This window comes from Delftia sp. SD018, assembly GCF_017355445.1.
Taxonomy (GTDB): Bacteria; Pseudomonadota; Gammaproteobacteria; order Burkholderiales; family Burkholderiaceae_C; genus Comamonas; species Comamonas acidovorans.
This window is the reverse complement of record NZ_JADDRN010000010.1, coordinates 91,780-115,917: the sequence shown is the minus strand read 5'-3', so window position 1 is coordinate 115,917 and position 24,138 is coordinate 91,780. Positions and strand designations below refer to the sequence as shown.

Genomic DNA, 24,138 nt, shown 5'->3' with positions numbered 1-24,138 from the left:
AGGCCATGACCACCTACAAGCTGTCCGCATTCCCGGGCGAGGCGCCCAGCGTGTCCGATCGCGCGCTGGGCGCGAACTTCGCCCGGGAGCACTTCAATCTCTTCCTGCCCAGCTCCGAGTTCTGGCCGCTGGCCACCGACCGGCGCCACTCGGCATGCCTGGCCGGCACCCGCACGCTGCACCGCTTCGCGCGCGATGCCAGCGGCGCCGTGCAGCAGAACCCGGCCGCGCCCATCCGCTCCTGGGTGCAGGAGCTGTCCCTGGTCAAGGGCCAGATCAACGACGAGGCCACCGAGCGCACCTACCAGACCACCAACGATGGCAGCGCAGCGCCGCGTGCGCTGGACGTGCGCGGCAATGACCGGCTGCTGGGCGTGGTGCGCCCGGTCAAGCCCACGGTCACGCTGCAGGTGGTGGACGAGTTCACCACCGAGGAGGCCAAGACCTGGCTGTATGGCGACTTCGCCGAACTGGTGCGCGCGGACCTGCTGGCCACGGTGATCCAGCACGAGGGCCACCAGGAGGCGATCCGCTGGGATGCCAATGGCAAGGCCTATGCCGGCGCCACGTCCAACTACGGCCTGTCCCTGTCTACCGCCGTGGGCGCGGGGGCGTCGGCTGGCAACCTCTATGCCGTGGTCACGGCGGCCCGTGCGGCTGCGTGCGAGATGGACACTACACGCCTGGGTGCCGTCAAGACAGCCAGCGGCTGGGCCATCCCTTTGGCCGCCATGCCCTTCAGTTACCCGTTCCGCCGGCCCGCTCTGGTGGAGGCGCTGCAGCAGCATGAGTTTCCGGACACGGCCGGCGAGCGCTCCGGTGAAACTGTGCTCACGGCCGACCAGGCCGCCAAGCTGGCCGACCTGGTGGAGGAGGCCGTGGCCCCGGGCACCAAGTGCGCCAACTGGCGCAGCGAGCTGGACAAGCTGGTGAAGGAGTTCGCCGACCTGGGCCTGGCCAAGGCCTGGGCCACGCCGGGCGCGGCGCCCGTGAAGCCCAGCGAGCCCAAGGCCGCGCAGTACTACTTCGACTCCGACAACAACGCCCTCGAGCACGCCGACTGGGTGCAGTACAGGCGCGACCTGGAGGCCTACTACAAGGCCCTGGACACCTACACGGAAGGCAAGACGGCTGCCACATCCCAGGCGGCCAGCCTGAATGCCCGCATGGTTGAGATCCAGCAGCGCTGCAGCACCCTGGTGTCCAGCATCCAGACCCAGCTGGCCGGCCAGTACATCGCGGCCACGGGTGACACGGCCGTGATCGGCACCTGGCTGGACCAGTTGGGCGGCGTGGCCGAACTGGCGGGCAAGACTGTGGAGCGCGTGGTGGACTCGCGCTTCTACGTCGTGGCCTTTGTGACCGACTGGGGCGAGGAGTCCGAGCCGTCGCCCATCTCCGAGATGCTGGAGGTGGACCAGAACGACACCGTGACCATCCAGCGGCCCCAGGCCATGACGGGCGAGCAGCATGCCGCGCGCCACGTCGTGAAGTGGCGCATCTATCGCAGCAACGCCTCGGCCGCAGCGGCGGCCTGGCAGCTGGTGCAGGAACTGCAGATCTCCGTGGCCAGCTTCCTCGATGACAAGAAGGGCGAGGAGTTGGACAGTCTGCAGCCGCAGTTCACCTGGGCCGCGCCCCCGTACCGCATGGACAGCCAGTACGAGGGCGACAACAAGCCCAGCGTGGGCGCTAATCCCTACCTGCGCGGGCTCACGGGGATGCCCAACGGCATCATGGCCGGCTTCATCGACAACACCGTGGCCTTCTGCGAGCCCTACATCCCTTACGCCTGGCCCGTAGACTACCAGGTCACGACCGAGTGGTCCATCGTGGGCATGGCGGTGTTCGACCAGACCCTGTTCGTGGGCACGGCCGGCAATCCCTACTTCGTGACGGGCGCGCACTCGGCGCAGATGTCGGCCATCAAGCTGGACAGCAACCAGTCCTGCAGCGCGCGTCGCTCCATCGTTCCCGTGCAGGGCGGCGTGCTCTATGCCTCGCCCGATGGCCTGTGCCTGGCCAGCCCGGGCGGCGTGCAGGTGGTGACTCGGCAGCTGATCGCGCGCCAGGACTGGCAGCGCATGCAGCCGTCCAGCATGTTCGCGGCCGAGCACGAGGGCGTCTACTACCTGTTCTACGCCGGGGCCGGCGGCGGCTGCCTGGCGTTCAGCGCGCAGGACGGGGCCAAGCTGGGCCATACCGACCTGGGCGGCGCGACAGTGACGGCGGTCTGGGTGGACCGCTTCAACGACCTCATGTACGTGGCGCGCGGCCAGGACATCCTGGAATGCTTCACGGGCGATGCCCTGCGCACGGCGCGCTGGCGCACAGGCCTGGCCACCCAGGGCCAGCAGCTGCCGCTGGCCTGGGCCAAGGTCTACGGTCTGCAGGACGCCCAGCACCCGATCACCTTGCGCCTGTGGGGCGACGGCCAGCTGCAGCACACGGCCCAGTTCACCGACCTGCAGCCGCAGCGCCTGCCGCCCGGGCGCTGGCTGGAGCACCAGGTGGAGATCGAGGGCGCGGCCCGCGTCACCAGCATGGTGCTGTGCTCGACCACCGAGGAGCTGCGCAGCGTATGACCAACCGCAAGAAAATCGACACGGGCGCGGCCCGCCTGCCGGCCCTGGCCCGGGTCAACGTCCAGGACAAGGCCCTGTCCAACTGGATGCAGGCCGTGACCGAGCACCTGGAAGTGCGCTCCGGCGCCCGGGGCAACGAGTTCGAGCGCGGCGTGACCCTGCGCGAGCTGGTGGCCCTGCAGGGATCGGTGCAGGGCGTCACCCAGCTGCTGGCCACCGACAAGACGCCCGGCGAGGGCGAGATCGTCATCGACCTGGGCGGCGGGCTGTCGGCCACGGTGGCCGTGGAGCGCTTCGCCAAATCCATCATCGAATCGCGCCTGTTCAAGAGCCTGGCCAAGACCCTGGACGACCCCAGCCGCTTCGACCACCTGGCGCAGGAGATCCGCGACGAGCTGCTGCGCTCCATCGCCGACGAGGCCGCCAAGCGCGGCGCCGAGGTGCGCGAGCTGCAGACCGTGGTGCAGAGCAACGAGCGCAGCCTGGCCATGGCCGTGCGCGAGGTCACTGCCAGCCTGCGCAACGCCAGCGCAGGCCTGCGCGCCACGCAGGCGGCGTTCGCTGACGGCCAGCGGGCCATGGCCACCAACGTGCTGCAGCTGCAGGCATCCCTGGGCAACTACTACCAGGACGGCAAACCGGGCCGCGCCATGCTGGAGCAGGAGATGACGGTGTTGGCCGGCTACAGCGAAGGCCTGCGCGCGCAGTACACGCTCAAGGTGCAGGCGGGCGGGGCCCTTGCCGGCTACGGCATCGCGGCCGAGGAGGTCAATGGCAAGACCTCCAGCGCCTTCATCATCATGGCGGACAAGTTCGCCATCGTCTCCCCCAGCTACAACGCCGGCCAGATGAGCACGCCGCGGCCCGAAGACGTGGTGTTCGGCGTCGATGGCGACGGCATCTACCTGCAGCGCAACGTCTATCTCAAGGGCAACATGCGCATCGACGGGCTGGGCAAGAAGCTCGTGGACGGGCTGCGCGGCTCGGTGCTGCTGTCGGCCAGCGGCAGCTTCTGGAGCGATGCCACCGCGCGCCAGGCCGTCTGGCAGGCCCTGGGCAACAGCGGCAGCGCACCCAGCACCAACCACCTGATCGTGGGCGATGCCGTGACCATCACAAACGGTTCCAGCTTCACCCAGACCCGGCATTGGATGGGCGCGGCCTGGCTGATCCCGGCGGCCGTGCTCAACGGCGACCTGCTGGTGGACGGCACCGTGGCCGCGCGCAAGGTGGACACACGCGGGCTCACCGTGCGCGACAACGCCGGCAACGTCATCCTGGACGCCAACGGCCTGGACGCGCAATGGCTGCGCAATCTCAAGGCCGCCCAGGTCAACGGCCTGGGGCCACTGGCCACCAAGGACAAGGCCCGCATTGGCGACACCGTGGCGTTTCCGGACGGCACGACGATGAACACCAGCGACTTCATCAACCGGCTGCAGCGCATCACGTCCAACAACATCGGGGTGTTCATGGACACGGCGGCCATTGGTACGGCCTATATCGGGCAGGCGGCCGTGGGCACGCTCCAAATCAAGGGGGGCTCAGTCACCTCCATGGTCCAAGGTGAACAGGAGCCCGGTCGGATCATCTACATATCTCCTGGTGCCGAAATTGAACTGTGTCGATGCACCTTGCAGATGGCCGAAGGTGGCACAGGCGTAGCCATCATGGCATTTGCCAACGCCATGCCTCGAAATGGCGATGCAGGGCTGGGGTTGACCATATTCCGCGACAACAACGCAATGCGTTTCAGCGGGACTTCGATGCTTAATGGATTCCGGACAGCGGCCTATGTTGGCGCCTTTGAAAGCTGGCCACCTGCGGGCAATCTGACGTATAGATTAGTGGCCACTAACCTTGATGCAAACCGGGCCATAGAGGTCCATTTGTCGCACATCATGGCCACAGGGGGAAAGCGGTGAACCACTACGTATTGATAGGTGCCGCCGGTGACATCCTTGGCCGGGGGAGTACCAACGCGCCGCTGGCGGCAGTGCCAACGCCGCCAGGCGGGCAAGTGGTGCGGCTGGGCGACGATCTTGTCGCGGGAGGGCCGCTGTTTTTTGATGGGCACCAAGTGCGCGTGGCGGCCCCAGCCCCTTCTCCGTTTCATGTGCTGTCGAATTCAGGCGCCTGGACGCTGAATGAAGCTGCGGCCTGGGCGACCGTGCGCGCGGACCGCGACCGGCGTATCGCCGCCTGTGACTGGCGTGTGACTCGGGCGCAAGAGGAGGGCCGGCGCCTGGAGCCTGAGTGGATGGCCTACCGCCAGGCCCTGCGCGACATCACCGACCAGCCCGACCCGCTCACCATCGTGTGGCCCACGCCGCCGGCCTGATGCGTGCCAAGCCTGCCAATGTGGCAAGCATGCTGGACTACGACACGCTCGCCATCTACGCCTTCCTGCGCATGCGCATCCCTGGCCTGTTGAGCACCGAGGGCGCTGTGGGCATCGGCTGGAAGCGCGGCGGGGGGCTGGTGGCCGGGGCCGTCTTCGAGCAGCACAACGGCCGCACCGTGTGGGCGCATGTGGCCATCGACGCCCCGCTATCGCGCCGCTTCCTGCGCGCGTTTCTTGACTACCCGTTCGCTGTGTGCGCGGTCGATGCGCTGCGCGGCTACGTGCTCGCTTCCAACACCAGGCTGCGTGCACTGGCCCACCGGCTGGGCGCCGTGGAGGAAGCGGTGCTGGCAGGCGCAGCGCGCGACGGCGGCGATGTGGTGGTCTGCACCCTTTGGAGAGGAAAGCTGAAACATGACACGCTGGCACAGCACTGAATTTGATTTCCTGCCCGAGCAGGCATTCCGACCTCGGCCCGGGGGCGGCATGACGTTGGAGGGTGGCGGCGCCTCGACCCCAGCACCCGATCCGCGACTGGTGGAAGCGCAGGTGAAGAACCTGGGCATCCAGGACGACATGATCCAGCAGATCATCGGCAATGCGAACGACATGGCGCCGCTGCAGAAGGAGCAGACGCAGTTCGCGCTGGACACCTCGCGCACGGCCTGGGAGCAGTCTCAGGCCGACCGCGACTATGCGCTGGGGCGCCGCGACAAGCTGACGGGCCTGCAGGACACCATGGTGGAGGACGCGCGGACCTTCGACACGGAGGGCAAGCGCGAGGAGCTGGCGGGCCAGGCGGCTGCCGATGTCTCCAACGCCTATGAAAGCGCCAAGCGCACACAGGGCGCGGAAATGGCCCGCATGGGTGTCAACCCTGCCGATGGCAAGTATGGCGCCGGGTCCAATGCCTTGGTTGCCAGCGAGGCACTGGCCACTGCCGCCGGAAAGAACTCGGCCCGAACCGCTGCACGCGCGGAAGGGCGGGCGCTGACGGATCGGGCCTCGAATGCGCTGGCCGGCTATCCCGCCATGGGCATGCAGACGACGGCTGCCACGGCCGGCTACGGCACCTCGGGTCAGAACATCGCCAACACCGGCCTGGCTGGCCTGAACTCAGGCTACGGCCAGGCGGCGGGCATGGCAGGCAATGCCGGCAACAGCGCGGCCAACATGTGGGGGCAGCAGTCCCAGGCCTATCAGCAGTCCCAGGCCACCAGCGGCGCCGGAACGGGGGCCATCGTGGGCGCGGGCCTGTCTGCTGCGGCCATGTTCTTCTGATGCGGGCCGCAGACATTGCCGACAGCGTGGGCCAGGCGATTGCCGGCCGGCGCGCTGCGCTGCAGTTCAGTGGGGGCAAGGACTCGCTGGCATGCCTGTACCTGCTGCATCCACTGGTGGAGCAGGGCCTGCCGGTCTACTGGCTGTCCACGGGTGACACCATCCCGGAAACACGCGCGGTTGTGGACCAGGTGCGCACGTGGGTTCCAGATCTGCGTACCGTGCAGACGGACGTGCTCGCCTGGAAAGCAGCCCATGGCATCCCGAGCGACGTGACCACGGCGCAATCGAGCTGGATCGGCCAGGCCTACGGCATGAGCGACACGCCGCTGGTGGGCCGCATGGACTGCTGCGTGGCCAACCTGATGCAGCCCATGCACCAGCGCATGCTGGCCGACGGCATCGAGGTGGTGATTCGCGGCACCAAGCTGGCCGACACGGGGCAAGTGCCGGCGCGCGGCCCAGGCGATGCCTACGAGGTTTTGCTGCCCCTGCTGCACTGGAGCCATGACCAGGTGTTCCAGTTCCTTCAGGCGGTGGGTGCCCCGCGCAATGCCGTCTACGACACCTTCCGCGCCATCAGCGCGCCCGAATGCCTGCACTGCAGCGCATGGTGGGACGACGGCAAGGCCGCCTATCTCAAGCAACTGCACCCCGACAAGGTGGGGCAGTACCGAGCGAGTCTGCAGACCATCCGCGCCGAGCTGGCGCGCCGGGTGCAGGAGTTGGACAGCGAATTGAAGGAGTGCGAACAATGAATTTGGGAAGTGGTTTCGCTGCGGGCCTGGCACAGGGCCAGCAATTTACGCGGGGCATTGCTGATGCCTATCGCGCCGGTCAGCAAATGAACGATACGCGCGACCAGGCTGCGCAGAAAGAGGCGTTGAAAGGCATTGCCAGTGCCACAGCCGTGGAGTCCACGGGCTACACCGCCGACCAGGGCAAGGAGCTGGAAGGCCTGGCCGCCAACGGCTACAAGATCGACTTTGACGGCGCGCAGAAGGCCTATGTCGCGCGCAACGATGCGGGCGACACCAAGACCATCGCCATGCAGGGGGTGACCGACTTCATGGGCGAGCGTTCGGCGGGGTCGATGAGCCGCGAGCAGCAGGACAGCACGCGCATGCTGGCCATGGCCGACGTGATCGGCCGTACCGACCCAGAGCGCGGCCTGCAGATGCGCCAACAGCTCACGCTGGGGGCGCACGATGTCAAACGCCAGGCTAGAGAGATGAAGCAATGGCAGCAGGATGACGAAGTGGGGCGCATCGAGGGCGAGCAACGAAAGCAGTTCCAGGCATCATTGATTGACCAGAGCGGCAAGTCACGCGAAGCGACGATGGACGACCACCTTGCCCATAGTCAGCGCCGTATAGCGGCGCTGACACAGGCTGGGCATCTCAAGGCTGCGGACCAGGCTACCCAGGATTTGATGGCGCAGTCGCACATCAAAATCCAGATGGATACAAAAAGGCGTCAGGAGGCATCTGACAAAGCCGCTGCTGGCCTGGCGGTGGGCGACTATGCCCCGCTGATGGAGCTCTACAACCGCTATGTTCCCAGTGGCTACAAAATTTCCGGCATCGAGGCGGGACAGGGAGGGGCTTTGCAGATCAAGCGCACAGACCTGAATGGCCGGGAGGCGGCGCCAGTCACTCTTAAGGACAGTGGCGAGGCTCTTGGACTTCTCAAGTCCATGGCCAGCCCGGCGGCGCTGTACCAGTATTCCCAGGGCGAGTTCCAACGCAGCTTGCGTCCGAGCCGAGAAACCGTCCCGAGCGGCTTGCCGTATGGCGCTTCCAGGTAGCGCGGCGCTGATTCTGCAACCCAGGCCAAGGCCCGCTTCAGCGGGCCTTGCCGTTTCAGGAGCCCGGGTGCCGCTGCCTGCCGTGCCAAGCCTGCCAGTCTGTGCTTCTTGCCAAAAGGGGATCAGATGAGCAGCAAGAAGTACAAGCGCGAAAGGCTGGACCAGCCGAGCAGCCGGGCCTACGAGCCAGAGGCATTCGAATTGCTGGACGGGCTGGATGTGACCGGCATCGGTGCCGGCGCACGCTACCGGCCCGTGCCTGCCCAACCGCCTGCACAGCCGCAGGAGCGCAGCTGGGGTGAGGCGATCGCGGATGCCGGCGTGCAAAGCGCTGAAGGGGTGAATACAACCTTGGGCAGCGTTTTCAACCTCTTTTCGCCCTCATCCGGTGTTGCGGATTTTTTCCGCAGCAATGGCGAGCATTGGCGCAAGGCACAAAGCCCCGTGATGCAGCGCAAGCTGGCCGAAGCCGAAAAGGTGATCAGCGCGGCGGACCAGGATTCGATCATCGAACAATCCATCGCGGCAGCGCGGGCCTACAGCTCGGACCCCGTACTGATCTCGCGCTTCATCTTCACGAATCTGCCCAGTGTGCTCCCGGGCCTTGGCGCGTCGAGGGTGGGGCAGATTGCCACGCTGGCCGCAGGAGGAAGCACTGCCCTGGCGGCTGCGGCCGGCACCACCATGGCAGGTGCCACGGAGGCACTGATGAATGCGGGAGGCGCCCGTGGAAAAGCCTTCGAAGAGGTCCGCGACACGCTGCGCAAGCAAAACGTTCCGGAAGACGAGGCGGTACGGATCGCCCTCGGCAAGTCGGTGTTGCCTGCTGCCATAGGCAGCTTGACCGGCTTGCTGCCTGGCAAGCGCCACATCGAGCGTGCTCTGGCGGGCAGGGGACATGCCGTGACCGGAGCACTGGCATCGGCGATGCTGGGCAAGCAGCTCGATGACGTACTGCCCCAGATGGCGACAAACCACCAGGCTGGGGAGGTCGATGGGCGACCGTTGTCGCGCAATGTCGGACGCACGGCGGCGGAGGCCGCTGTCAGCGGCCTGCCGCCTGCGGGCGTCGCTGCCATCGCCGCCAGGCGCAGCCGGGCCCAAGGGGGCAAGGCGGGTAGTGAGGGCGATGCAGCGCTGCCCATCACCAGCCCGGAATCTGCAAGCCCGTCGCGGCCCGGATCGCCGGTACCTGTGGACGCAGGCCCGGCTGCCATGGAAATCTCCGCAGGTCCTGCCAAGATGGACAAGGCTGTCAGCACGGTACCTGCAGCATCCGGTCGTGGAGCCGATGGCGACGCCAAGCCGCAAGGCGCCAGGCAACGCGGGCCAGTGCCGGCCGATGCCTTTGCTAGTGGCGATGCGCCGGCCTTCGATCCAGCTACGGTGCAGGCCCGCAATTGGCTGCAGTTCGTGTCCGAGCGCGGCGAGAACATCGGCAGGCTGCGCAGGGGTACACCTGCCTGGGAATTGCTGCAGGACGATTGGAAAGCCGTGCAGGCTGCACGCAGGGAAGCCTCGGCTGACCGCACAGCGCCCGTGGAGGATGCCACGGTCCGTGCACCGGGCGACGAGAATGCGCCCGCCGCCCCTGTCGCTGAAGACAGCGCACCGGTCCCGGGCAGCGAGAAGGCATCCATGCAACCTGCCCCGGGTGTGCGGCGGAGTGGGGAGGCTACTGCGGATGAGGCTTCTGGTGCACAGGACTCCTCCGGGCCGCCTGCCGCTGCGGCGCAACGGCCCCATCCGGGTGGAGAACTGCCCGCCGCGTTGCCAGCTGCAGTGAAGGTCGGTGCGGGCGATGGCGCCTCGGCACCCGATACAGCGCCTGCTGCGGTACAGCCAGCTTCGCGCCAGGATGCAGACAAGAGTGCAAGCCCGGCGCCTGATGCCTCCATGGGCAACGTGAAAGAGGTGGCTGATGCCATCAGTGCCTCATGGACCAAGGGACCTCCGGTGCGCGTCATGTTCGACCTGAAGGAGCCCCGCCTGGCGCAGGCAATGCGTGATGCCGGCCGGGAACCGGGGGCCGATGGCGGCACGCAGGGGCCGCGCGGTTTCTATGCCGATGGTCAGCTCCACCTGCTTGCCAATGCAAGCCATACGCCGGCCCAGGTTGCGCGGGTCGTATACCGGCAGGCGCTAGGCCAGCATGGTCTTCAGGGGGCGTTTGGCGAAGGGATGGATGCCGTGCTCGACCAGATCGTCGCAGCGCGCCCGCGCGATGTGCGTGAGAAGGCCCAGGAGCACGGACTGGCCGAGGGCCGGGAGGGTCGGCGTGCCGCCGCCCAGGATGTGCTGGCGGCCATGGCCGAGCAGTCGCCGCAGGCGGGGTTCGTTCGAAAGGCTGTCGAGGCGGTCCGCTCGCGGCTGCGTGCTCAACTGCCATCCATCAGGCCCATGGCGATGTCCGATGCCAGGATCATCGAGGACTTCATCCTGCCTGCCCGCGACTGGGTGCGGCGGGGCGGGCAGCCTGCTGGCAACGGCCTGCCCGCCGCCGTCGCTGCGCCACGCGCCGAAGCCGATGCGCAGCGGCAGAGGGTGGACGCGCAGGCCCGCACCGGCATGGACAAGGGCGAGTTCGGCGATGTGGGCTCCAGGCAGTGACGCGGGGCCCGTGGCAGGAATCGCCGACCCGGGGCGTTGCACACCATGACGACATCCATTGAATCCGTCAGCCCGCCTGAGGACTCGGCGGCGCAGCTGCTGGAGTGCGAGCTGCTGGAGATTGCCGAGCAGGAGCTTGGGCTGAGCGGCCCGCAGGCCTTGTCCGTTGCCCAGGCCATGTTGCGCGGGTTGCGAAAGCGCTATGGCGGCATGCGCATGGGCGCACGCGGCGCCGCCATCTACGTGCCCGCGCCCAGCAAGAAGGAGCGCAACGAAGCCATCCGCCAGGAATTCAACGGGGTCAACCGCAAGCAGTTGCAGACCAAATATGGACTCCAGCGGGCTCAGCTGTACCGCATCCTGGGCAAGCGGCCAGGCGCGGTTCGCAACGGTGTTTCCCCTCCGGAGACATCGCTTTCCGTAGAGGGCTGAGCCGTGCAGCGCAGCGGCGGACGGCGACCGCTGCTGCGCCTGGCATGTGCTTGAAAACAGTCTCATTTGTCGGCAGGAAATGAGACGCGAGGACAGAGAAACTGTCTGAACACGCCCAGCAGGGCGCAATGGAACCCAAGGATACAGGCGGTCTTTTTCCTATGTTCACCCACTCGAGAAACAACACCTTCAACACTGCGGCCCCGGTCGCAGGCTTGCCGGATGCAGCGGACGGTTGTATCCGCAGCCAGACGGCCGCCACCAGAGCGCGCGCCTGATGCTTCAGCTCGAATCCATCCTAGCCTCCCGCCTCAAGTCGTTGCCGGCCTTCGGGGGCTGGCACGTCAGCGGAGCCAGCGAGTCCGTCGACCGCTCGGCTGTGCCTGCTGCGCAGGTGCGCATGGCATCTGCCACAGGGGTGGCCGCCATGAGGACCGCGGCGCAGTTGCAGCCGACCTGGGTTGCCGCGCTGATGGTGCCGCGCGGCGCACAGGCTGCCGCCGCGCTGGGCGAGGCACTCGGGGCCTTGGTCGAAGCACTGCACAACTGGTCGCCGGGAGCGGTCGATGACCGCTTCTGGACCCCCTTCCAGTTCGTCTCCATCCAGGAGGCGGCTTTTCCCGACCCAGGCCTCGTGGGGTACGAGGCCGCATTCACCACCACGGCCCTGTTTGACGGCCAGCCGTGATTTCTTACCTTTGATTGGAGCAGCGACATGCCGATTGCACACCCGAAAAATGACTACCAGATTCCGCGAGGCCGCGTCTACATCGACCTCTATGACGCCAACGAGCAACTGACGGGCGAGATTCCCATGGGCAACTGCCCTGGCTTCACCCTCACCGTCGCGGCAGAAAAGGCTGAGCACTTCAGCAGCGAAGAAGGCATGTCCGAGAAAGACGGCAGCTGGCCCATCAAGGTCACCCGCACCGGCGCCCTGACCTGCGACAACATCAGCGCGCGCAATGTGGCCTCCTGGCTGTCCGGCACCCATGCGCTGAAGACACAGGACGCCACCCCCGTGGACAACGAGAGCCGCGCCGTGGTACCCGGCCGCCAGTACCAGCTGGGCGCCACCGCTGCCAATCCTCTGGGCGTTCGCAACGTCTCCACCGTGTCCATCAAGAGCGAGGACGGTCAGACCAGCTACGTCGCGGGCCGCGACTACAACCTGAGCCTGGAGACCGGCCGTGTCCAGATCATCGAAGGCGGCCAGATCGCCGCCGGCAAGGTGGTCTTCGGCTACACGCCCGTGGCCGGCCAGTTCGAGTCGGTGATGACGGGCGCCAAGTCCGACATGACCTGTGCGATCCGCATCGTGTCCGACAGCGCTGCCGGCCTGGACAGCGACTGGTACATGCCGCTGGTGGCGCTCACGCCCACGGGCGAGATGCCTCTGATCACCGAGGACACCAAGCCCGTGAGCATGCAGTTCTCGCTGGAAGTTCTCAAGGGTCCCAACGCGCAGGCCATCTACCGCGACGGCCGTCCCGTGTCCATCCCCTGATGTGAACCATCCCACCTGGCCGCGTGCCGGGTGGTTCGCCCTGCCGCCTGGACAGGCGGCAGCGCCAACCAGACATGCCTACAAAAGAACCCTGAATCATGGACGAGAAACCCATTTCCATGCTCACCCGCGCCAAGGACGCCGCAGAGAAGGCGTTCGATAGCCTCAAGGCCAAGGCAGCCGAGGTGGGCACATCAATGCTCCAGAGTTTTGGTGCTGCGGCCAGGTCTGCTTTCGACAGCGCGGCCAAAGCGCTCAGCAATTTCCAGACGGTGATGGACGGTGTGCAGGCCGTGTTGCAAAGTTTGGCGGACAAGGGCGCCCAGGGAGCCCAGTCCTTCATGGCGCTCGGCACGGCGGCCGGCTCTGCGGTGAGCGGGATGGTGAGCCGGGGCGCGGCCTCGTTGGACAGTCTTGCCACCAAACTGTCCGAGGTGGGGGCATCCATGCTCAAGGGCTTTGGTGCTTCGGCTGGAGAGACCTTCAAGAATGCCGTCACGGCTGCGGCGGATTTCGAGTCGGCAATGGACCGTGTCCAGGTCGCCACCGGCAGTTCGGCCGAGGAGATGGCCGCGCTGACCAAGGCGGCCACGGATGCCGGACTCACCACGCAGTACTCGGGCGTGCAGGCTGCCGGCGCGCTGGAAAGCCTGGCCCAGGCGGGGTTGACGGCCCAGGAGAGCATCGCCACTTTGCCGGCGGTTCTGAGCCTCGCGCAGGCCGGCGGCATGGAACTGTCCGCCGCCAGCGAAGCCGTGACCAAGGCGGTCTCGGGCATGGGCCTGCAATTCGAGGATGCAGGGCGCGTGGCGGATGTGCTGGCCAAAGGGTCGGTGCTCACCGGCACCAGTATCGGCAGCCTGGCCGAGACCCTGGGCACGGTGGGCCCTGCTGCCGGACGCGTGGGACTGAGCCTGGAGAGCACGGTGGCCATGATCGGCCAGTTCTCGCAGGCTGGGACCGATGCGGAGAAGGCCGGCTCGGCGTTCAATACCATCCTGGGCCAGTTCGCGGATCCGGCCAGCGCGTTCCGCAAGGAGCTGGGCGAGGCCGGCATTGTCACCGACGATTTCGAGCAGGCATTGCAGCAACTGGCCGGCAAGGGCCCGGAAGGTGCGCAGGCCATCAAGGCACTGGGGACGGAGGCCGGTCCCGTGCTGTCCGGGCTGCTCAGCCAGGGCATGGGCTCACTGAATGCTCTCTCCACCACGCTGGGCAATGCCTCCGGCAGTGCCGCCGACATGGCAGCAACCATGTCGGACAACCTCAATGGCTCGGTCAAGGGGTTCGGAAATGTCTGGGAGGGTGTCAAGACCGCGCTGGGCACGCCCGTGTTGCCTGTTCTCAAGGAGGCGGTGGATGCGGTGGCAGAGGGCTTCCGCACTGCCGTTGCTGACGGCGCCATCGGGCGCTTCGGCGAATCGATTGCCGCAGCCTTCCGCTCCGGCCTGGAATTCGCCAAGGGCTTCATTTCCACGATCGATTTCAAGGCCGTGGGCGAAAAGCTGCAGGCCTTCGCGGACCAGGCCAAGGACGCCCTGACGCGGGTGCAGGAGTACGGCACGAACACCGGCAACGTGCTGAAGATTGCCTGGGGCACGATGAGCGCTGGCGTCAATGGCGTAATGACCGTCATCTATGGCCTGGGCGCGGGGTTCGCCGAGATCGCCAGCGCTGTCATGACCGGAGTGGCGAAGTTGCGCGAAGGTCTGGCCGCCGTGACGTTCGGCCAACTGTCCCAATCCTTCAAGCTGGCCGCGCAGGACGCCGAGGTGATGGCGGGCGGCTTCGGGGCTTCGGCCCAGGCCATGCGCGACAAGGCCGCCGAGTCCCTGCAGGCCGTGGCCGATGCCGCGCAGACGGCGCGCAATGGATTCACCGGCCTGGTGCAAGGCTCCCAGGAGGCCAGTACGGCGAGCGGCGAATCGGAGCGCGCCTTCCGGCAGATGGCTGCTTCCATCGAGGAGACCGGCCGAAAGAGCATGGAAACCAAGGTGGCGCTGGAGAGTACGGCTACGGCGACGGCCACCGCGTCACAAAGCGTCAGCCAGTTGCGTGCCGAATATCGGCAACTGATGGAGGCGGGCAACCTGCAGGCCGCTGCAGAGAAGCTGGAGGAAATCAACAAGATCCAGAAGGCGCTTCCCGAGTCCGCTCAGAGCGCGCAGCAGGCAGCCAAGGCGGTGGATGAAGCCTATACGGGCCTGGACAAGGGCAAAGCCTCCTTGCAAGGCCTCAAGTCCGAGGTGGACAAGACAGGGAAAAGCACCAGGGACCTGAAAGATGCTGCCGACAAGACGAAAGGCTCGAACGATCAGGTAACCCGTGCTGTGAACGACCAGCGCACTGCACTGGAGCGCTTGAATGCCGAGCGTGAGCGAGAGATCGCCGCGCAGGAAAAGGCCAACGAGCTCAAGGAACGAGAGCTGGAGCTGTACCGAAAGAAATGGAATATCGACAAGGAAGGCCACAGCCTGAACACCGCAGGCGAGCGAGTGGCACTCACCATTCTTTCGCGCACGGCCGTGCTCGAAATGGCCAAGGGCCAGGGGCTGGATGACGCGGCCGCATTGCGCGTCGTGGACCAGTTCGAGCAGCAGTACGACAAACCCGCCGGCATTTTCGGCGGGATCCAGGGCGGCGTGAATCCGAACGAGGTGAACAGGGCTATCGCCGATGCTGTTTTGCAGCAGGCGAGGGACAAGGTTGCCCAAGCGCAGAGGGCACCGCTGGAGTCTCCCACCAACACGTCCACGGTTGGGGCCGCAGCTCGGGTCATCGACCTGCGGATCAACGGCAGCTCGCTGGGCAATGTAAGGACCGACGCCGATGGCGAACGGGCGATCGAACGCCTGCTGTCGGAGCTTGAGCGAAGCAAGAACCTTTCCGGAATATGACGATGACAGCCAAGAACCACCTATTGGGAACGCTTGAGATTCCCCGCGGGATGACCTGGATGGATGAATTCACATGGTCCGCCGTGGCGCGCAGTACGGCGCGCAGCATCACGGGGGCGCTGATCGTGGACGAAGCCGGCAAGTCTGCGGGACGTCCGATCACTCTGGAGGGGGATGAGTCCCATGGCTGGATCCGCCGCGCCACCTTGCTCGTGCTGCTGCAGATGGCTGGCGCCGCAGGCCAGGTCTACAGCCTGCGGCTGGCGGATGGCCGCGCCTTCGACGTGCAGTTTTCCGGCGACGAACCCATCACGGCCCGGCCCGTCGGCAGGCCCGAGCTTCCCGCGCTCGCCAATCCCTATGTCGCAACGTTGCGGCTCATCACAGTTTGAGGAGTTGAAAATATGACAGTCAGAGACGGCGATATCCGCCTGCTCGAGTCCAAGGTCATGACCGATGACCCCAATGGCGGCGGCGGCCCCACGGGCAACGTCATCGCCTGGGGCAAGAGCAATGGCATCTTCGAGGACATCACCGAAGTGGACCGCGCCGGCGGCGACGTGAGCATCCGTCAGGTGCATGCGGCCGTGCAGACGCCGACGACCGAGGCACTGATGGATACCAATATCATCGTCTCGGCAGTACCCAGTGATCCCAACGTATCCATCACCATAGCGGCCTGTGGTGTGTTCGCGCGCCGCTCGGAGATCGCGGCAGCCATCGCCGCCTACCTGATCCCGGGCACGGAGTGGAGCGGTTTCCTGCTGGAAAACCACGTCCAGGGACAGGCCTCGATCAAGATATTCCATCGTCCCGGAACCCCTGCACCGACCATTGGTCGCACGCTGATCCTCGTCCACAACGAGGGTCTGGCCAGCCAGGTGCTGCAATACGTGCGTGTGCTGCGCGCGGAGACGGAGACGCAGACCTTCACACACAGCGGCAACGGCTTTGTGGACTATCAGGCCAGTGTCACCACCTGTGAGGTCACCCCCCGGCTGCGCAGCGCGTTCCCCGGCACGGCACCCAACCGCAACTATGTCCTGGACACCACGAAGACTCGCATCCGGGACACCACCGTGGCGGATGCGGCCAGCTTTTTCGGTGCCCAGCCGCTGACCGCTGCCGCACAACTGGGCGAGAGCATGCTGCGCGTGGCCGGCATCCATACCCAGCTGGTGCCCAACTCGCGTACCGAGACAGCGGCTCTGGATCAGCGCCCGGCCGGCGTGCGGCAGTTGGTGCTCGCTACCTCGCCGCGTGAGATCCGGGTGCCCAATTCCCCGCATACCAGGCGAATTAAGGTAGGCCAGGAAAACCGTGGTTTCAGCTGGGTGGCCATCCTCAAGCCCTTTCCGGCGCCCGGCACGCTTGTGGTGTCCTTCCAAGTGATGGGCGTCTGGTACACCGCATCCGACAACGGGCAGGGCGGGCTGACGGGCTCGGCCGTGGGCACGGTGAACTATGCCAATGGCTCGGTGTCCGTGACGCTGCCCGCTTTGCCTGATGTGGGCAGCTCCATCATCTTCCAGTGGGGCGAGGCCTCGGCCTTCGTCAACCGCTCCAGCGCCACGGGCTGGCGGCTGCCCGAGCACGCCATGCGCCTGCCGCACCAGGGCATCAAGCCGGGCTCGCTGGTCATCAAATGGACCTCGGGCGGCGTGCTGCGCACGGCCACGGACAACGGGCAGGGCGACCTGCAGGGCGCTGCCACGGGCGAGATCAACTACGCCTCGGCCGCGCTGCTGCTGCGCCCGCAATTCATGATCGACGCGGGCGGGCAGTTCGCGATCGAGTACGACTACGCGATGGTCATCAACAAAAACGTGGCGGTCACGCTGGATGCGGGCGGCTACGGCACGATCACCCTGGACACCATCCCCGCGCCCGGCTCCGTGGCTGTGGCATGGATCACCGTGCGCAATCTGTCGGCCAGCTCCGGCGCCTCGTCTGGCGGCACCTCGGCCTCGAAAAACGGCGGCAGCGGCAAATTCAGCTACCTGCCCCAGGTGCCCCCGGCGCCTGCGCCCGTCATCACCTCGCGTGTGCCTCTATCCGATGGATCGACCACAGGCAAGTACATGGCCCAGGGCGGCGCGCGCGCCAGCGGCGGGGCCGTCTATATCGAGGTCGGCGCCACCAGCTCGCCCACGGGTAATCAGTACGTGCCGCCCGATGTCGATGGCGTGGTCTGGACGGATGCCGAGTACACGGCGGGCGTCAAGTCCATCGGCGGCGTGGATTACCGGCGCTGGGGCGCCTGATCAATTAAGGGAGAAAAACCATGGCAGAAGTATCAGTGGGCCGCGTATCGGGCGGCGTTGTCATGCAGACAACAAGGACATCGGCAAGCTCGTCTTCGACACACAGCCGGTCCAGCTACCAGACAAGCAAGACCCAGGACACGGTGCGCCACCTGTTGACGGATGACGGCCGGGGCACGTTCGGCCCGGACGGCACCATCAACTACGCGGGCAAGTTCCTCAACATCAAGTTCGTGCAGCTGGACAGCAAGACCGAGGGCTACAACAGTGACTACGAAAACGCCCTGAGTTTTGAAGAAACCACGATGGGCGGCAATGGCAGCGACCCCAGCTTCTCCACCATGTCCAAGGGCGGTGACCGCTGCGATACCTCGGTGAGCGAAGAACTGCTGGCGGCCAGCACGGTGACGGTGACTTACGCTGAGGACTTCACCAGCGCGCAGCACCATGTGATGAATTTCACACCGGAGCCCGTGGTGCTGGACCTGTGCCCCTACACCACCGACTACATCGTGCCGGGCAGCGTGCGGTTTCGGTGGATGGGCCATGTCTACGAGGACTACGACGGCGTGCTGGTGCGCGACCGCACGTCCACGGCGCTGGGCATCGTGGCTGGCGCGCTGGACTACTCCAGCGGCGTGGCGCGGATCTTCGACTATGTGGTCGATGGTCCGGCCACCGACCTGGTGGTCGAGAGCCTGTGGACCGTGCGCCAGAACTGGACCACGGCCAGCATCTTCATGCGCACGGCCGCCGCGCCCATCAAGCCCTCCGGCTTTGTCATGAACCTGTCCGATGCCACGGGCGAGCAGATCACGGCCTCGGCCGGCATCGACGGCGTGATCTCGGGCACACACCTGCGCGGCAAGATCGACTACCAGAGCGGCGTGGTCGAGCTGCAGTTCGGCGACTATGTGCTGGACACCTCGCTGACCGCTGCCCAGAAGACCGAGTGGTGGTATTCGGCTGACGACATCGGGGCCGTGCAGCCAAACCGCATCTGGCGCCCCTGGCCCGTGGACCCGACCACGCTGCGCTACAACAGCGTCAGCTACTTCTACTTGCCGCTGGACGCTGATGTCATCGGCCTGGACCCGGTGCGCCTGCCGCCCGATGGCCGCGTGCCCATCTACCGGGTGGGCAGCTACATCGTGATCGGCCACACAGGCCAGGTCGGCCCCGTCACCGTGACTAACGGCCAGGTCATCAACTGTGGCCGCGTGCGGCTCTCGCGTGCCTATGTCATCGGCGCCGATGGCCAGCGCATCCAGCAGGGCTGGAGCGTGGATCTTGAGTCAGGCAAGATCACGGTTAGCGACATCACGGGCTGGGCCCAGCCGGTCACGTTCCAGCACCGCATCGAGGAGATGGCGCGCGTCAGCGATGTGCAGATCAACGGCATGCTGGCGATCACCAAGCAGCTGAGCCACGAGTTCCCTGTGGGCAGCGTGGTGTCCAGCGCGCTGATGGCCGGAACGCTGCGCGCGCGTGTCAGCCTCATGTTTGATCAGGACAACTGGGGCAACCGATGGCAGGACACGGTGGATGGAGCCGAGGCCCTGGCCAGCTACAACGACACCATTGCTCCTCTCATCGTGACCAACGCCGGCGCGCTGCCCGAGCGCTGGATGTGCCGCTTCACCAGCGCCACGACGTTCGAGTTCATCGGAGAGCACGTGGGCAACCTGGGCCCCGGCTCCACGAATGCGGACTTCGCGCCCATCAACCCCATCAGCGGCGTGCCCTACATCACCATCCGCGCCCTGGGCTGGGGCCAGGGCTGGCGCGCAGGCAACGTGCTGCGCATCAACACCGAGGGCGGCATCGCACCCCATGCCCTCATCCGCACCGTACAGCCCAGCGAGGCTGTGGCCGACGACTACCAGTTCGAGCACCTGGTGCGCGGCAGCGTCGACCGTACCTGACTTTTTGGAGATCACCCATGGCAACCCTTGTCGATACCAGCGTCAAGCACTTCCTCTCATCAATGTATGGCGCGCCCGTGCAAAACGGCCAGGCTGGCAGCAAGATCGCTGTCCTTGACGCCTGCCTTCTCACGGGCTTCGGCCTGCGCGCGGCCACGCGCATCACCGTGGCGGCCGGCGTTGCTTCGGTGGAGTTCTCGGTGGGCACGGCGCTGCCTCCGCCTCCGGACAGCGTGCTTCTGATCGAAGGCGCCGCGCAAGCCCTGCTCAACGGTGAACAGCGCGTTTCCGAGTCGGCCAGTGGCCTGTTCAAGTTCCGCACGGCCGCGCCTGACAGCGTTGACACAGGCGCGAGCATCACGTTCAAGTACGCGCCACTGGGCTGGGCCAAGGTTTTCAGTGGCACGAACCAGGCCGTGTATCGCTCCACCGATTCGCAGAGCTACGGTATGCACCTCTATGTGGATGACCGCGACACCAGGTCGACCGCCATGCGAGGTTACGAGAGCATGTCGGCCATCGATGTGGGTCAGGGGCCGTTTCCGACCGCCATCCAGCAGGCTGTGGGGTTGTATTGGGGCAAAAGCACAGTCGCAAGCTCGGCGGCGGTACGGTGGTGCCTTGTCGGCGACACGCGGTTTTTTCTCGAAAACGTGGCACCGGGTTCCTCAAATTCGACGACGGCTACTGCGGGTGGGAGTCGTGCATTTGGTGATTTGCTGGCATTGCGCCGTGCAGGCGATGCATTTGCCACGGTGCTTATGGGGGCGACAAACCTTGCTGATGCTTACGGAACCCCAAACATGGGTGCGCTGGAGCAGAACACAACGAGTTCCAGAATCTATCTTCCGAGGGCAATAACGGGGTTGGGTGGTGCTGTGGCTCCGCGTTACAGCAGCTTTATTGGGTCGAGTACGTCCGGGGCAGACAGCTTTTTGGGGAATTTCCCCAGCGATGTGGATGGCGAGCTCAAGCTCACACGTACCTTCGTAGACAACACGCCAGTCTCAACCTATGTTCCACGCGCCTTGATACCTGGCTTCCGGTATGTGCCCCAAGCCAACACTGCGGCGTACTTTGAGCGCGATACTTATTTGTTTGAAGAGGGCACTGGCAGGCGTTTGCTTGCGTTGCCCCAGTCATCATCTGCATCTGCGCCATCTGGCTACGGTTTCGTTGACATCACAGGCCCCTGGCGGTGATGGCCATGGCGCAAGTAACTTACCCCGTCAGTCTGTTGGGGCTGACCGCCGTGGTAGGAGTTGGCGGTCGAGGCCTCTATTCCAACATCGCCAGGCCGCTGCAGGTCGGATCGGCCGGTCAGCAAGACTACGTGCTGGGTGGCAACGGCCTGGGCCGCGTGCGTGGTCGCACGGTCGAGCAGCAAGACAAGAACAGCCCCAAGGTGCCAGTTTCGCGCCGCGTGCGGCTGTACCGCGACCGCGACGGCCTGCTGGTCCGCGAGGCCTGGAGCAACGCCCAGGGCGACTACGAGTTCGCGCGCATCGACAGCACCACCGCATACACCGTGCTCAGCTACGACCATGAGGGCGACTTCCGCGCCGTGGTCGCCGACCGCGTCACGCCGGAGGCCATGCCATGACACAGCGCAGTGTTGAAATCACGGTGCAGGCCAACGAGGCCCGCTTGCAGGGCCTGCGCGATCTGCTGCTGGACGTGGGTCCGGGCACGGCCTGCGTGCGCTTCTTTGCGGACGCCCAGCGGCCCGCCTTCGGCGAGCCCTCGGCCCTGCCCATGCTGGTGGAGCTGCCGCTGGCCAGACCCTGTGGCGAGATCGTGGCCGGCCGGCTGCGGCTGCTGGCCCGTGATACGGCCGGCGCCATGATCCTGGAGTCCGGCATCGCCACCTGGGGCCGCGTCGTCTCGGCCAGCGGTGCGCTGGTGCTCGACGCGGATGTGTCGATCGAAGGTGGCGAGGGTCAGATCCAGATCCCGGACAGCACCCAGCTGTACGCGGGCGGCTATCTGACGCTGGCGCCGACCAGCTACATCGAGTAGCGCCATGGCACGCATCGAGCTGATCTTCCATCGCCCACCAGCTGCTGGCTCACCCAGCCAGATGGTGTTCGGCAACGAGGACGATTCGGACCCGGGCTCGACTCAGGACGCAGTCACACGGATGGCCATCCGGCTGCCGGGGACGAGCGTGGCCATCGGTGCCTTGCGTCGCAAGGCCGCTGGCGCCGGCATTCGCCTGCCTGGGGCGCGCATGGCGCTTGGAGCGGCGTACCAGACGCGCACCGACAGGCCGGCCGTGGGGGGCACATTGTCGGGATTTGAAGAGGCCGCCCCGGCACAGGGCGGCCTGGTGTCTGTCTACCAGCAGGCGGCCATTGCCGACAGGGTCACGCAGATGCGCGGTTGGCGAGCGCTGCACGCAGGCGCGGCCACCGTGCAGCGCTGGCAGGACTCGGCGCGCCTGCGTCTGACCACGCGCCAAGGCATGGGCTTTGCCATGGACGTGGGGGGACTCACGGCCCAGGCCTGGCAAGAGGGTATGCGCTTGCGCCTGGCCACGCGCCAGGGCCTGGCCAACGCACTGGCTGGCCAGGCGGTTGTGCTGCAGAGGTTCCAGGAGGGCATCATTTTGCGCCGTGCCATGCGGCAGGCTTTCAGCGACGGCCTCTGCGAAGGTGCCTGGCACGCCAGCAGCATGGGCGATGCCCGGGTGCTGGGCATCGTGATGGGCGGTGCCCGCCATCAGGACGCCATGGCGCCGCTGCCCGGCGTCACGCCGGGCCCCCCTGTCGATCCGCCCAAGCCGCCACCGTGCTATCGGCCGCCGCCGGGTGGGGCCGTCGAGCTGGCGTTCTCGAGCGTCTGGAGCGAAAGCTCCGAACTCGTGTTCATCTGCTGCAGGCCGGGCACGGATCCCCAACCACCCCGCTATGTCATCCCGCAACTGAAGGTTTACATGACAGTACACACGATGGAGGCAGCCCTGCTGCCGGGCATGGAAGCCGTTGCGCTGAGCGATGTGACGATCGCCAGCGATGACGACGGCTTCGGATGGAGCTTTTCGGCCAATGGTCCGGACCACCTGCTGGATCAACTGGCGCCGTCCGGGGGACTGCCTGCACGGCTGCGCGTGGTGGTCGATGGCATCGACTTCGTCTTTGTCGTACAAAGCCTGAGCCGCACGCGCAGCTTCGGCAACCACCGCGTGGCCGTACAGGGCGTGAGTGCCACCGCCCTGCTGAGCAGTCCCTACATGCCGGAGCAGACCTGGCTGAACACGGCGCCGGCCACGGCTCAGCAACTGATCCGCAATGCGCTGGAGTTCACCGGCGTGCAACTGGACTGGAAGGTGTCGGACTGGCTGGTGCCGGCCGGCGCCTGGAGTCACCGTGGCACGCCGTTGTCGGCCGTGATGCGTGTGGCTGCTTCGATTGGCGCGGTGGTGAGCAGCCATCGGACGCAGGAGCGCCTGATCGTCGCGCCGCGCTTCGCACATCTGCCATGGAAGTGGGCGGATGCGACGCCGGACGTGCGCATGCCGGCGGACGTCATTGTGACAGACGAGCTGCGGCCCGAGCCGCGTGCCGCCTACAACGCGATCTATGTCAGCGGCCAGGCGGGCGGCATCCTCGGTCACGTGCGCCGAGCCGGGACGGCGGGCAATAGCCTGGCTCCCCAGGTCACGGATGCCCTGATCACCGAGGCCGTGGCCGCACGCCAGCGTGGCGAGGCCGTGCTGGGAGCATCGGGCAACAAGCTGGTCCAGTCCATCACCATGCCCTTGCTTTCCGGTGGGACGGCACCAGGCCTGATCCGGCCCGGCCAATTGATCGAAGTCGTCGATACCGACGAATCCTGGCGCGGTCTGGTCCGTGGAACCCGTCTCAGCGCTGCCATGCCCGTGGTGCGGCAGCAGATTACCGTGGAGCGCGCAACCGTATGAGCACCGTCAATCTCTTCAAGCGTCTTGTCCAACTGCTGCCTGACGAGCCTGTGCTCACCGGACGGATCAGCGCGGTGCATGGCGACGGAACAGCCACGGTCGATCTGCCTGGCAATGGCCGATTGCGCGTACGCAATCCCCTGGGCAGCCAGGAGGGCGGCAGCGTCTATGTCCAGGGGCAGGCGATCACGGGTGAAGCCCCTCAATTGACCTATGTGCTCATTGATATCTAAGGGGGGCGCCAGGGCTTCGATGCAGGGTGACCGGGTAACTGGGTCGTGCTGCGGGGAGGCGCGGTCCCCGCGCTGCTGCCGCACACTGAAAACCGAGGGCAAATCCCCAATGCGGCCTTTCTGATGGGAAAAGCGCCTCGTTTATAATACTTGGCTTCGCTTATCACGGGTTGAGCGAACCATGCGAGGTCCAGGCGGCCAGGCGCATGCGATGTAAGCCCTTGAAATCTGAGGTGCCGCGCGGCCGACTGGCTTCGGTCCGCGATGCACCGTGACTTTGCGCAATACGGTGCGGGCTGCATGTCAGCCGGCACGGTCCAATCCCTCATAG

The 24,138-nt window shown here is 66.2% G+C and carries 20 protein-coding genes; all 20 read left to right on the top strand.

Features of this window, described 5'->3' with window-relative positions; genetic code table 11:
- Positions 1 to 5 precede the first annotated feature (5 nt).
- On the top strand, positions 6 to 2,585 hold the full coding sequence (locus INR38_RS12390; RefSeq protein ID WP_207443844.1) for a hypothetical protein: 2,580 nt from the start codon (positions 6 to 8) through the stop codon (positions 2,583 to 2,585).
- A complete protein-coding gene (locus INR38_RS12385) occupies positions 2,582 to 4,510 on the top strand; it encodes a DUF1983 domain-containing protein (RefSeq protein ID WP_207443846.1) in 1,929 nt (642 codons plus the stop codon). Before INR38_RS12390 ends, INR38_RS12385 begins: the two co-directional genes overlap by 4 nt.
- 191 nt (positions 4,511 to 4,701) lie before the next feature.
- On the top strand, positions 4,702 to 4,926 hold the full coding sequence (locus INR38_RS12380; protein WP_063326665.1) for a phage tail assembly chaperone: 225 nt from the start codon (positions 4,702 to 4,704) through the stop codon (positions 4,924 to 4,926).
- Positions 4,905 to 5,366, top strand: a complete 462-nt coding sequence (locus tag INR38_RS12375) for an N-acetyltransferase (protein WP_207443847.1) — start codon at positions 4,905 to 4,907, stop codon at positions 5,364 to 5,366. Before INR38_RS12380 ends, INR38_RS12375 begins: the two co-directional genes overlap by 22 nt.
- Complete coding sequence (locus tag INR38_RS12370) at positions 5,344 to 6,210, top strand: hypothetical protein (protein ID WP_207443849.1); 867 nt, start codon at positions 5,344 to 5,346, stop codon at positions 6,208 to 6,210. Before INR38_RS12375 ends, INR38_RS12370 begins: the two co-directional genes overlap by 23 nt.
- Positions 6,210 to 6,968 carry a phosphoadenosine phosphosulfate reductase family protein gene (locus tag INR38_RS12365; protein ID WP_207443851.1) on the top strand — a complete coding sequence of 253 codons (759 nt, stop codon included), beginning with the start codon at positions 6,210 to 6,212 and terminating at the stop codon, positions 6,966 to 6,968. Before INR38_RS12370 ends, INR38_RS12365 begins: the two co-directional genes overlap by 1 nt.
- Positions 6,965 to 8,017, top strand: coding sequence for a hypothetical protein (locus INR38_RS12360; RefSeq protein WP_207443853.1), 1,053 nt, complete (start codon positions 6,965 to 6,967; stop codon positions 8,015 to 8,017). Before INR38_RS12365 ends, INR38_RS12360 begins: the two co-directional genes overlap by 4 nt.
- A gap of 126 nt (positions 8,018 to 8,143) precedes the next feature.
- Positions 8,144 to 10,627, top strand: a complete 2,484-nt coding sequence (locus tag INR38_RS12355) for a hypothetical protein (protein WP_207443855.1) — start codon at positions 8,144 to 8,146, stop codon at positions 10,625 to 10,627.
- A gap of 45 nt (positions 10,628 to 10,672) precedes the next feature.
- Positions 10,673 to 11,059 (top strand): Mor transcription activator family protein, encoded by a 387-nt coding sequence (locus INR38_RS12350; protein ID WP_097202854.1) that lies wholly within the window; start codon positions 10,673 to 10,675, stop codon positions 11,057 to 11,059.
- Positions 11,060 to 11,336: 277 nt separating this feature from the next.
- Positions 11,337 to 11,747 carry a hypothetical protein gene (locus INR38_RS12345; RefSeq protein ID WP_207443856.1) on the top strand — a complete coding sequence of 137 codons (411 nt, stop codon included), beginning with the start codon at positions 11,337 to 11,339 and terminating at the stop codon, positions 11,745 to 11,747.
- Between the two features lie 27 nt (positions 11,748 to 11,774).
- Positions 11,775 to 12,566: a hypothetical protein gene (locus INR38_RS12340; RefSeq protein WP_013803273.1), complete on the top strand. Its 792-nt coding sequence runs from the start codon at positions 11,775 to 11,777 to the stop codon at positions 12,564 to 12,566.
- A 98-nt stretch (positions 12,567 to 12,664) separates the two neighbouring features.
- Complete coding sequence (locus INR38_RS12335) at positions 12,665 to 15,463, top strand: phage tail tape measure protein (protein WP_207443857.1); 2,799 nt, start codon at positions 12,665 to 12,667, stop codon at positions 15,461 to 15,463.
- Between the two features lie 2 nt (positions 15,464 to 15,465).
- Positions 15,466 to 15,855 carry a hypothetical protein gene (locus tag INR38_RS12330; protein ID WP_231890527.1) on the top strand — a complete coding sequence of 130 codons (390 nt, stop codon included), beginning with the start codon at positions 15,466 to 15,468 and terminating at the stop codon, positions 15,853 to 15,855.
- Positions 15,856 to 15,867: 12 nt separating this feature from the next.
- Positions 15,868 to 17,727 carry a hypothetical protein gene (locus INR38_RS12325; RefSeq protein ID WP_207443858.1) on the top strand — a complete coding sequence of 620 codons (1,860 nt, stop codon included), beginning with the start codon at positions 15,868 to 15,870 and terminating at the stop codon, positions 17,725 to 17,727.
- Positions 17,728 to 17,747: 20 nt separating this feature from the next.
- On the top strand, positions 17,748 to 19,652 hold the full coding sequence (locus tag INR38_RS12320; protein ID WP_207443859.1) for a hypothetical protein: 1,905 nt from the start codon (positions 17,748 to 17,750) through the stop codon (positions 19,650 to 19,652).
- A gap of 17 nt (positions 19,653 to 19,669) precedes the next feature.
- Positions 19,670 to 20,854: a hypothetical protein gene (locus INR38_RS12315; RefSeq protein WP_207443860.1), complete on the top strand. Its 1,185-nt coding sequence runs from the start codon at positions 19,670 to 19,672 to the stop codon at positions 20,852 to 20,854.
- A gap of 5 nt (positions 20,855 to 20,859) precedes the next feature.
- The gene (locus INR38_RS12310; RefSeq protein WP_207443861.1) at positions 20,860 to 21,255 is read left to right on the top strand and encodes a hypothetical protein; all 396 of its coding nucleotides are present in this window, start codon (positions 20,860 to 20,862) and stop codon (positions 21,253 to 21,255) included.
- Positions 21,252 to 21,671 (top strand): hypothetical protein, encoded by a 420-nt coding sequence (locus tag INR38_RS12305; RefSeq protein ID WP_123691965.1) that lies wholly within the window; start codon positions 21,252 to 21,254, stop codon positions 21,669 to 21,671. Before INR38_RS12310 ends, INR38_RS12305 begins: the two co-directional genes overlap by 4 nt.
- 4 nt (positions 21,672 to 21,675) lie before the next feature.
- A complete protein-coding gene (locus tag INR38_RS12300; protein WP_207443862.1) occupies positions 21,676 to 23,574 on the top strand; it encodes a hypothetical protein in 1,899 nt (632 codons plus the stop codon).
- The gene (locus INR38_RS12295; RefSeq protein ID WP_013803266.1) at positions 23,571 to 23,807 is read left to right on the top strand and encodes a hypothetical protein; all 237 of its coding nucleotides are present in this window, start codon (positions 23,571 to 23,573) and stop codon (positions 23,805 to 23,807) included. Before INR38_RS12300 ends, INR38_RS12295 begins: the two co-directional genes overlap by 4 nt.
- Positions 23,808 to 24,138 lie beyond the last annotated feature (331 nt).

Coding starts and splice junctions, on each gene's coding strand:
- INR38_RS12295 (WP_013803266.1), top strand. CDS start 23,571: ATGAGCACCGTCAATCTCTTCAAGCGTCTTGTCCAACTGCTGCCTGAC.
- INR38_RS12340 (WP_013803273.1), top strand. CDS start 11,775: ATGCCGATTGCACACCCGAAAAATGACTACCAGATTCCGCGAGGCCGC.
- INR38_RS12305 (WP_123691965.1), top strand. CDS start 21,252: ATGACACAGCGCAGTGTTGAAATCACGGTGCAGGCCAACGAGGCCCGC.
- INR38_RS12365 (WP_207443851.1), top strand. CDS start 6,210: ATGCGGGCCGCAGACATTGCCGACAGCGTGGGCCAGGCGATTGCCGGC.
- INR38_RS12330 (WP_231890527.1), top strand. CDS start 15,466: ATGACAGCCAAGAACCACCTATTGGGAACGCTTGAGATTCCCCGCGGG.
- INR38_RS12370 (WP_207443849.1), top strand. CDS start 5,344: ATGACACGCTGGCACAGCACTGAATTTGATTTCCTGCCCGAGCAGGCA.
- INR38_RS12355 (WP_207443855.1), top strand. CDS start 8,144: ATGAGCAGCAAGAAGTACAAGCGCGAAAGGCTGGACCAGCCGAGCAGC.
- INR38_RS12320 (WP_207443859.1), top strand. CDS start 17,748: ATGGCAGAAGTATCAGTGGGCCGCGTATCGGGCGGCGTTGTCATGCAG.
- INR38_RS12350 (WP_097202854.1), top strand. CDS start 10,673: ATGACGACATCCATTGAATCCGTCAGCCCGCCTGAGGACTCGGCGGCG.
- INR38_RS12310 (WP_207443861.1), top strand. CDS start 20,860: ATGGCGCAAGTAACTTACCCCGTCAGTCTGTTGGGGCTGACCGCCGTG.
- INR38_RS12300 (WP_207443862.1), top strand. CDS start 21,676: ATGGCACGCATCGAGCTGATCTTCCATCGCCCACCAGCTGCTGGCTCA.
- INR38_RS12335 (WP_207443857.1), top strand. CDS start 12,665: ATGGACGAGAAACCCATTTCCATGCTCACCCGCGCCAAGGACGCCGCA.
- INR38_RS12345 (WP_207443856.1), top strand. CDS start 11,337: ATGCTTCAGCTCGAATCCATCCTAGCCTCCCGCCTCAAGTCGTTGCCG.
- INR38_RS12315 (WP_207443860.1), top strand. CDS start 19,670: ATGGCAACCCTTGTCGATACCAGCGTCAAGCACTTCCTCTCATCAATG.
- INR38_RS12360 (WP_207443853.1), top strand. CDS start 6,965: ATGAATTTGGGAAGTGGTTTCGCTGCGGGCCTGGCACAGGGCCAGCAA.
- INR38_RS12325 (WP_207443858.1), top strand. CDS start 15,868: ATGACAGTCAGAGACGGCGATATCCGCCTGCTCGAGTCCAAGGTCATG.
- INR38_RS12390 (WP_207443844.1), top strand. CDS start 6: ATGACCACCTACAAGCTGTCCGCATTCCCGGGCGAGGCGCCCAGCGTG.
- INR38_RS12385 (WP_207443846.1), top strand. CDS start 2,582: ATGACCAACCGCAAGAAAATCGACACGGGCGCGGCCCGCCTGCCGGCC.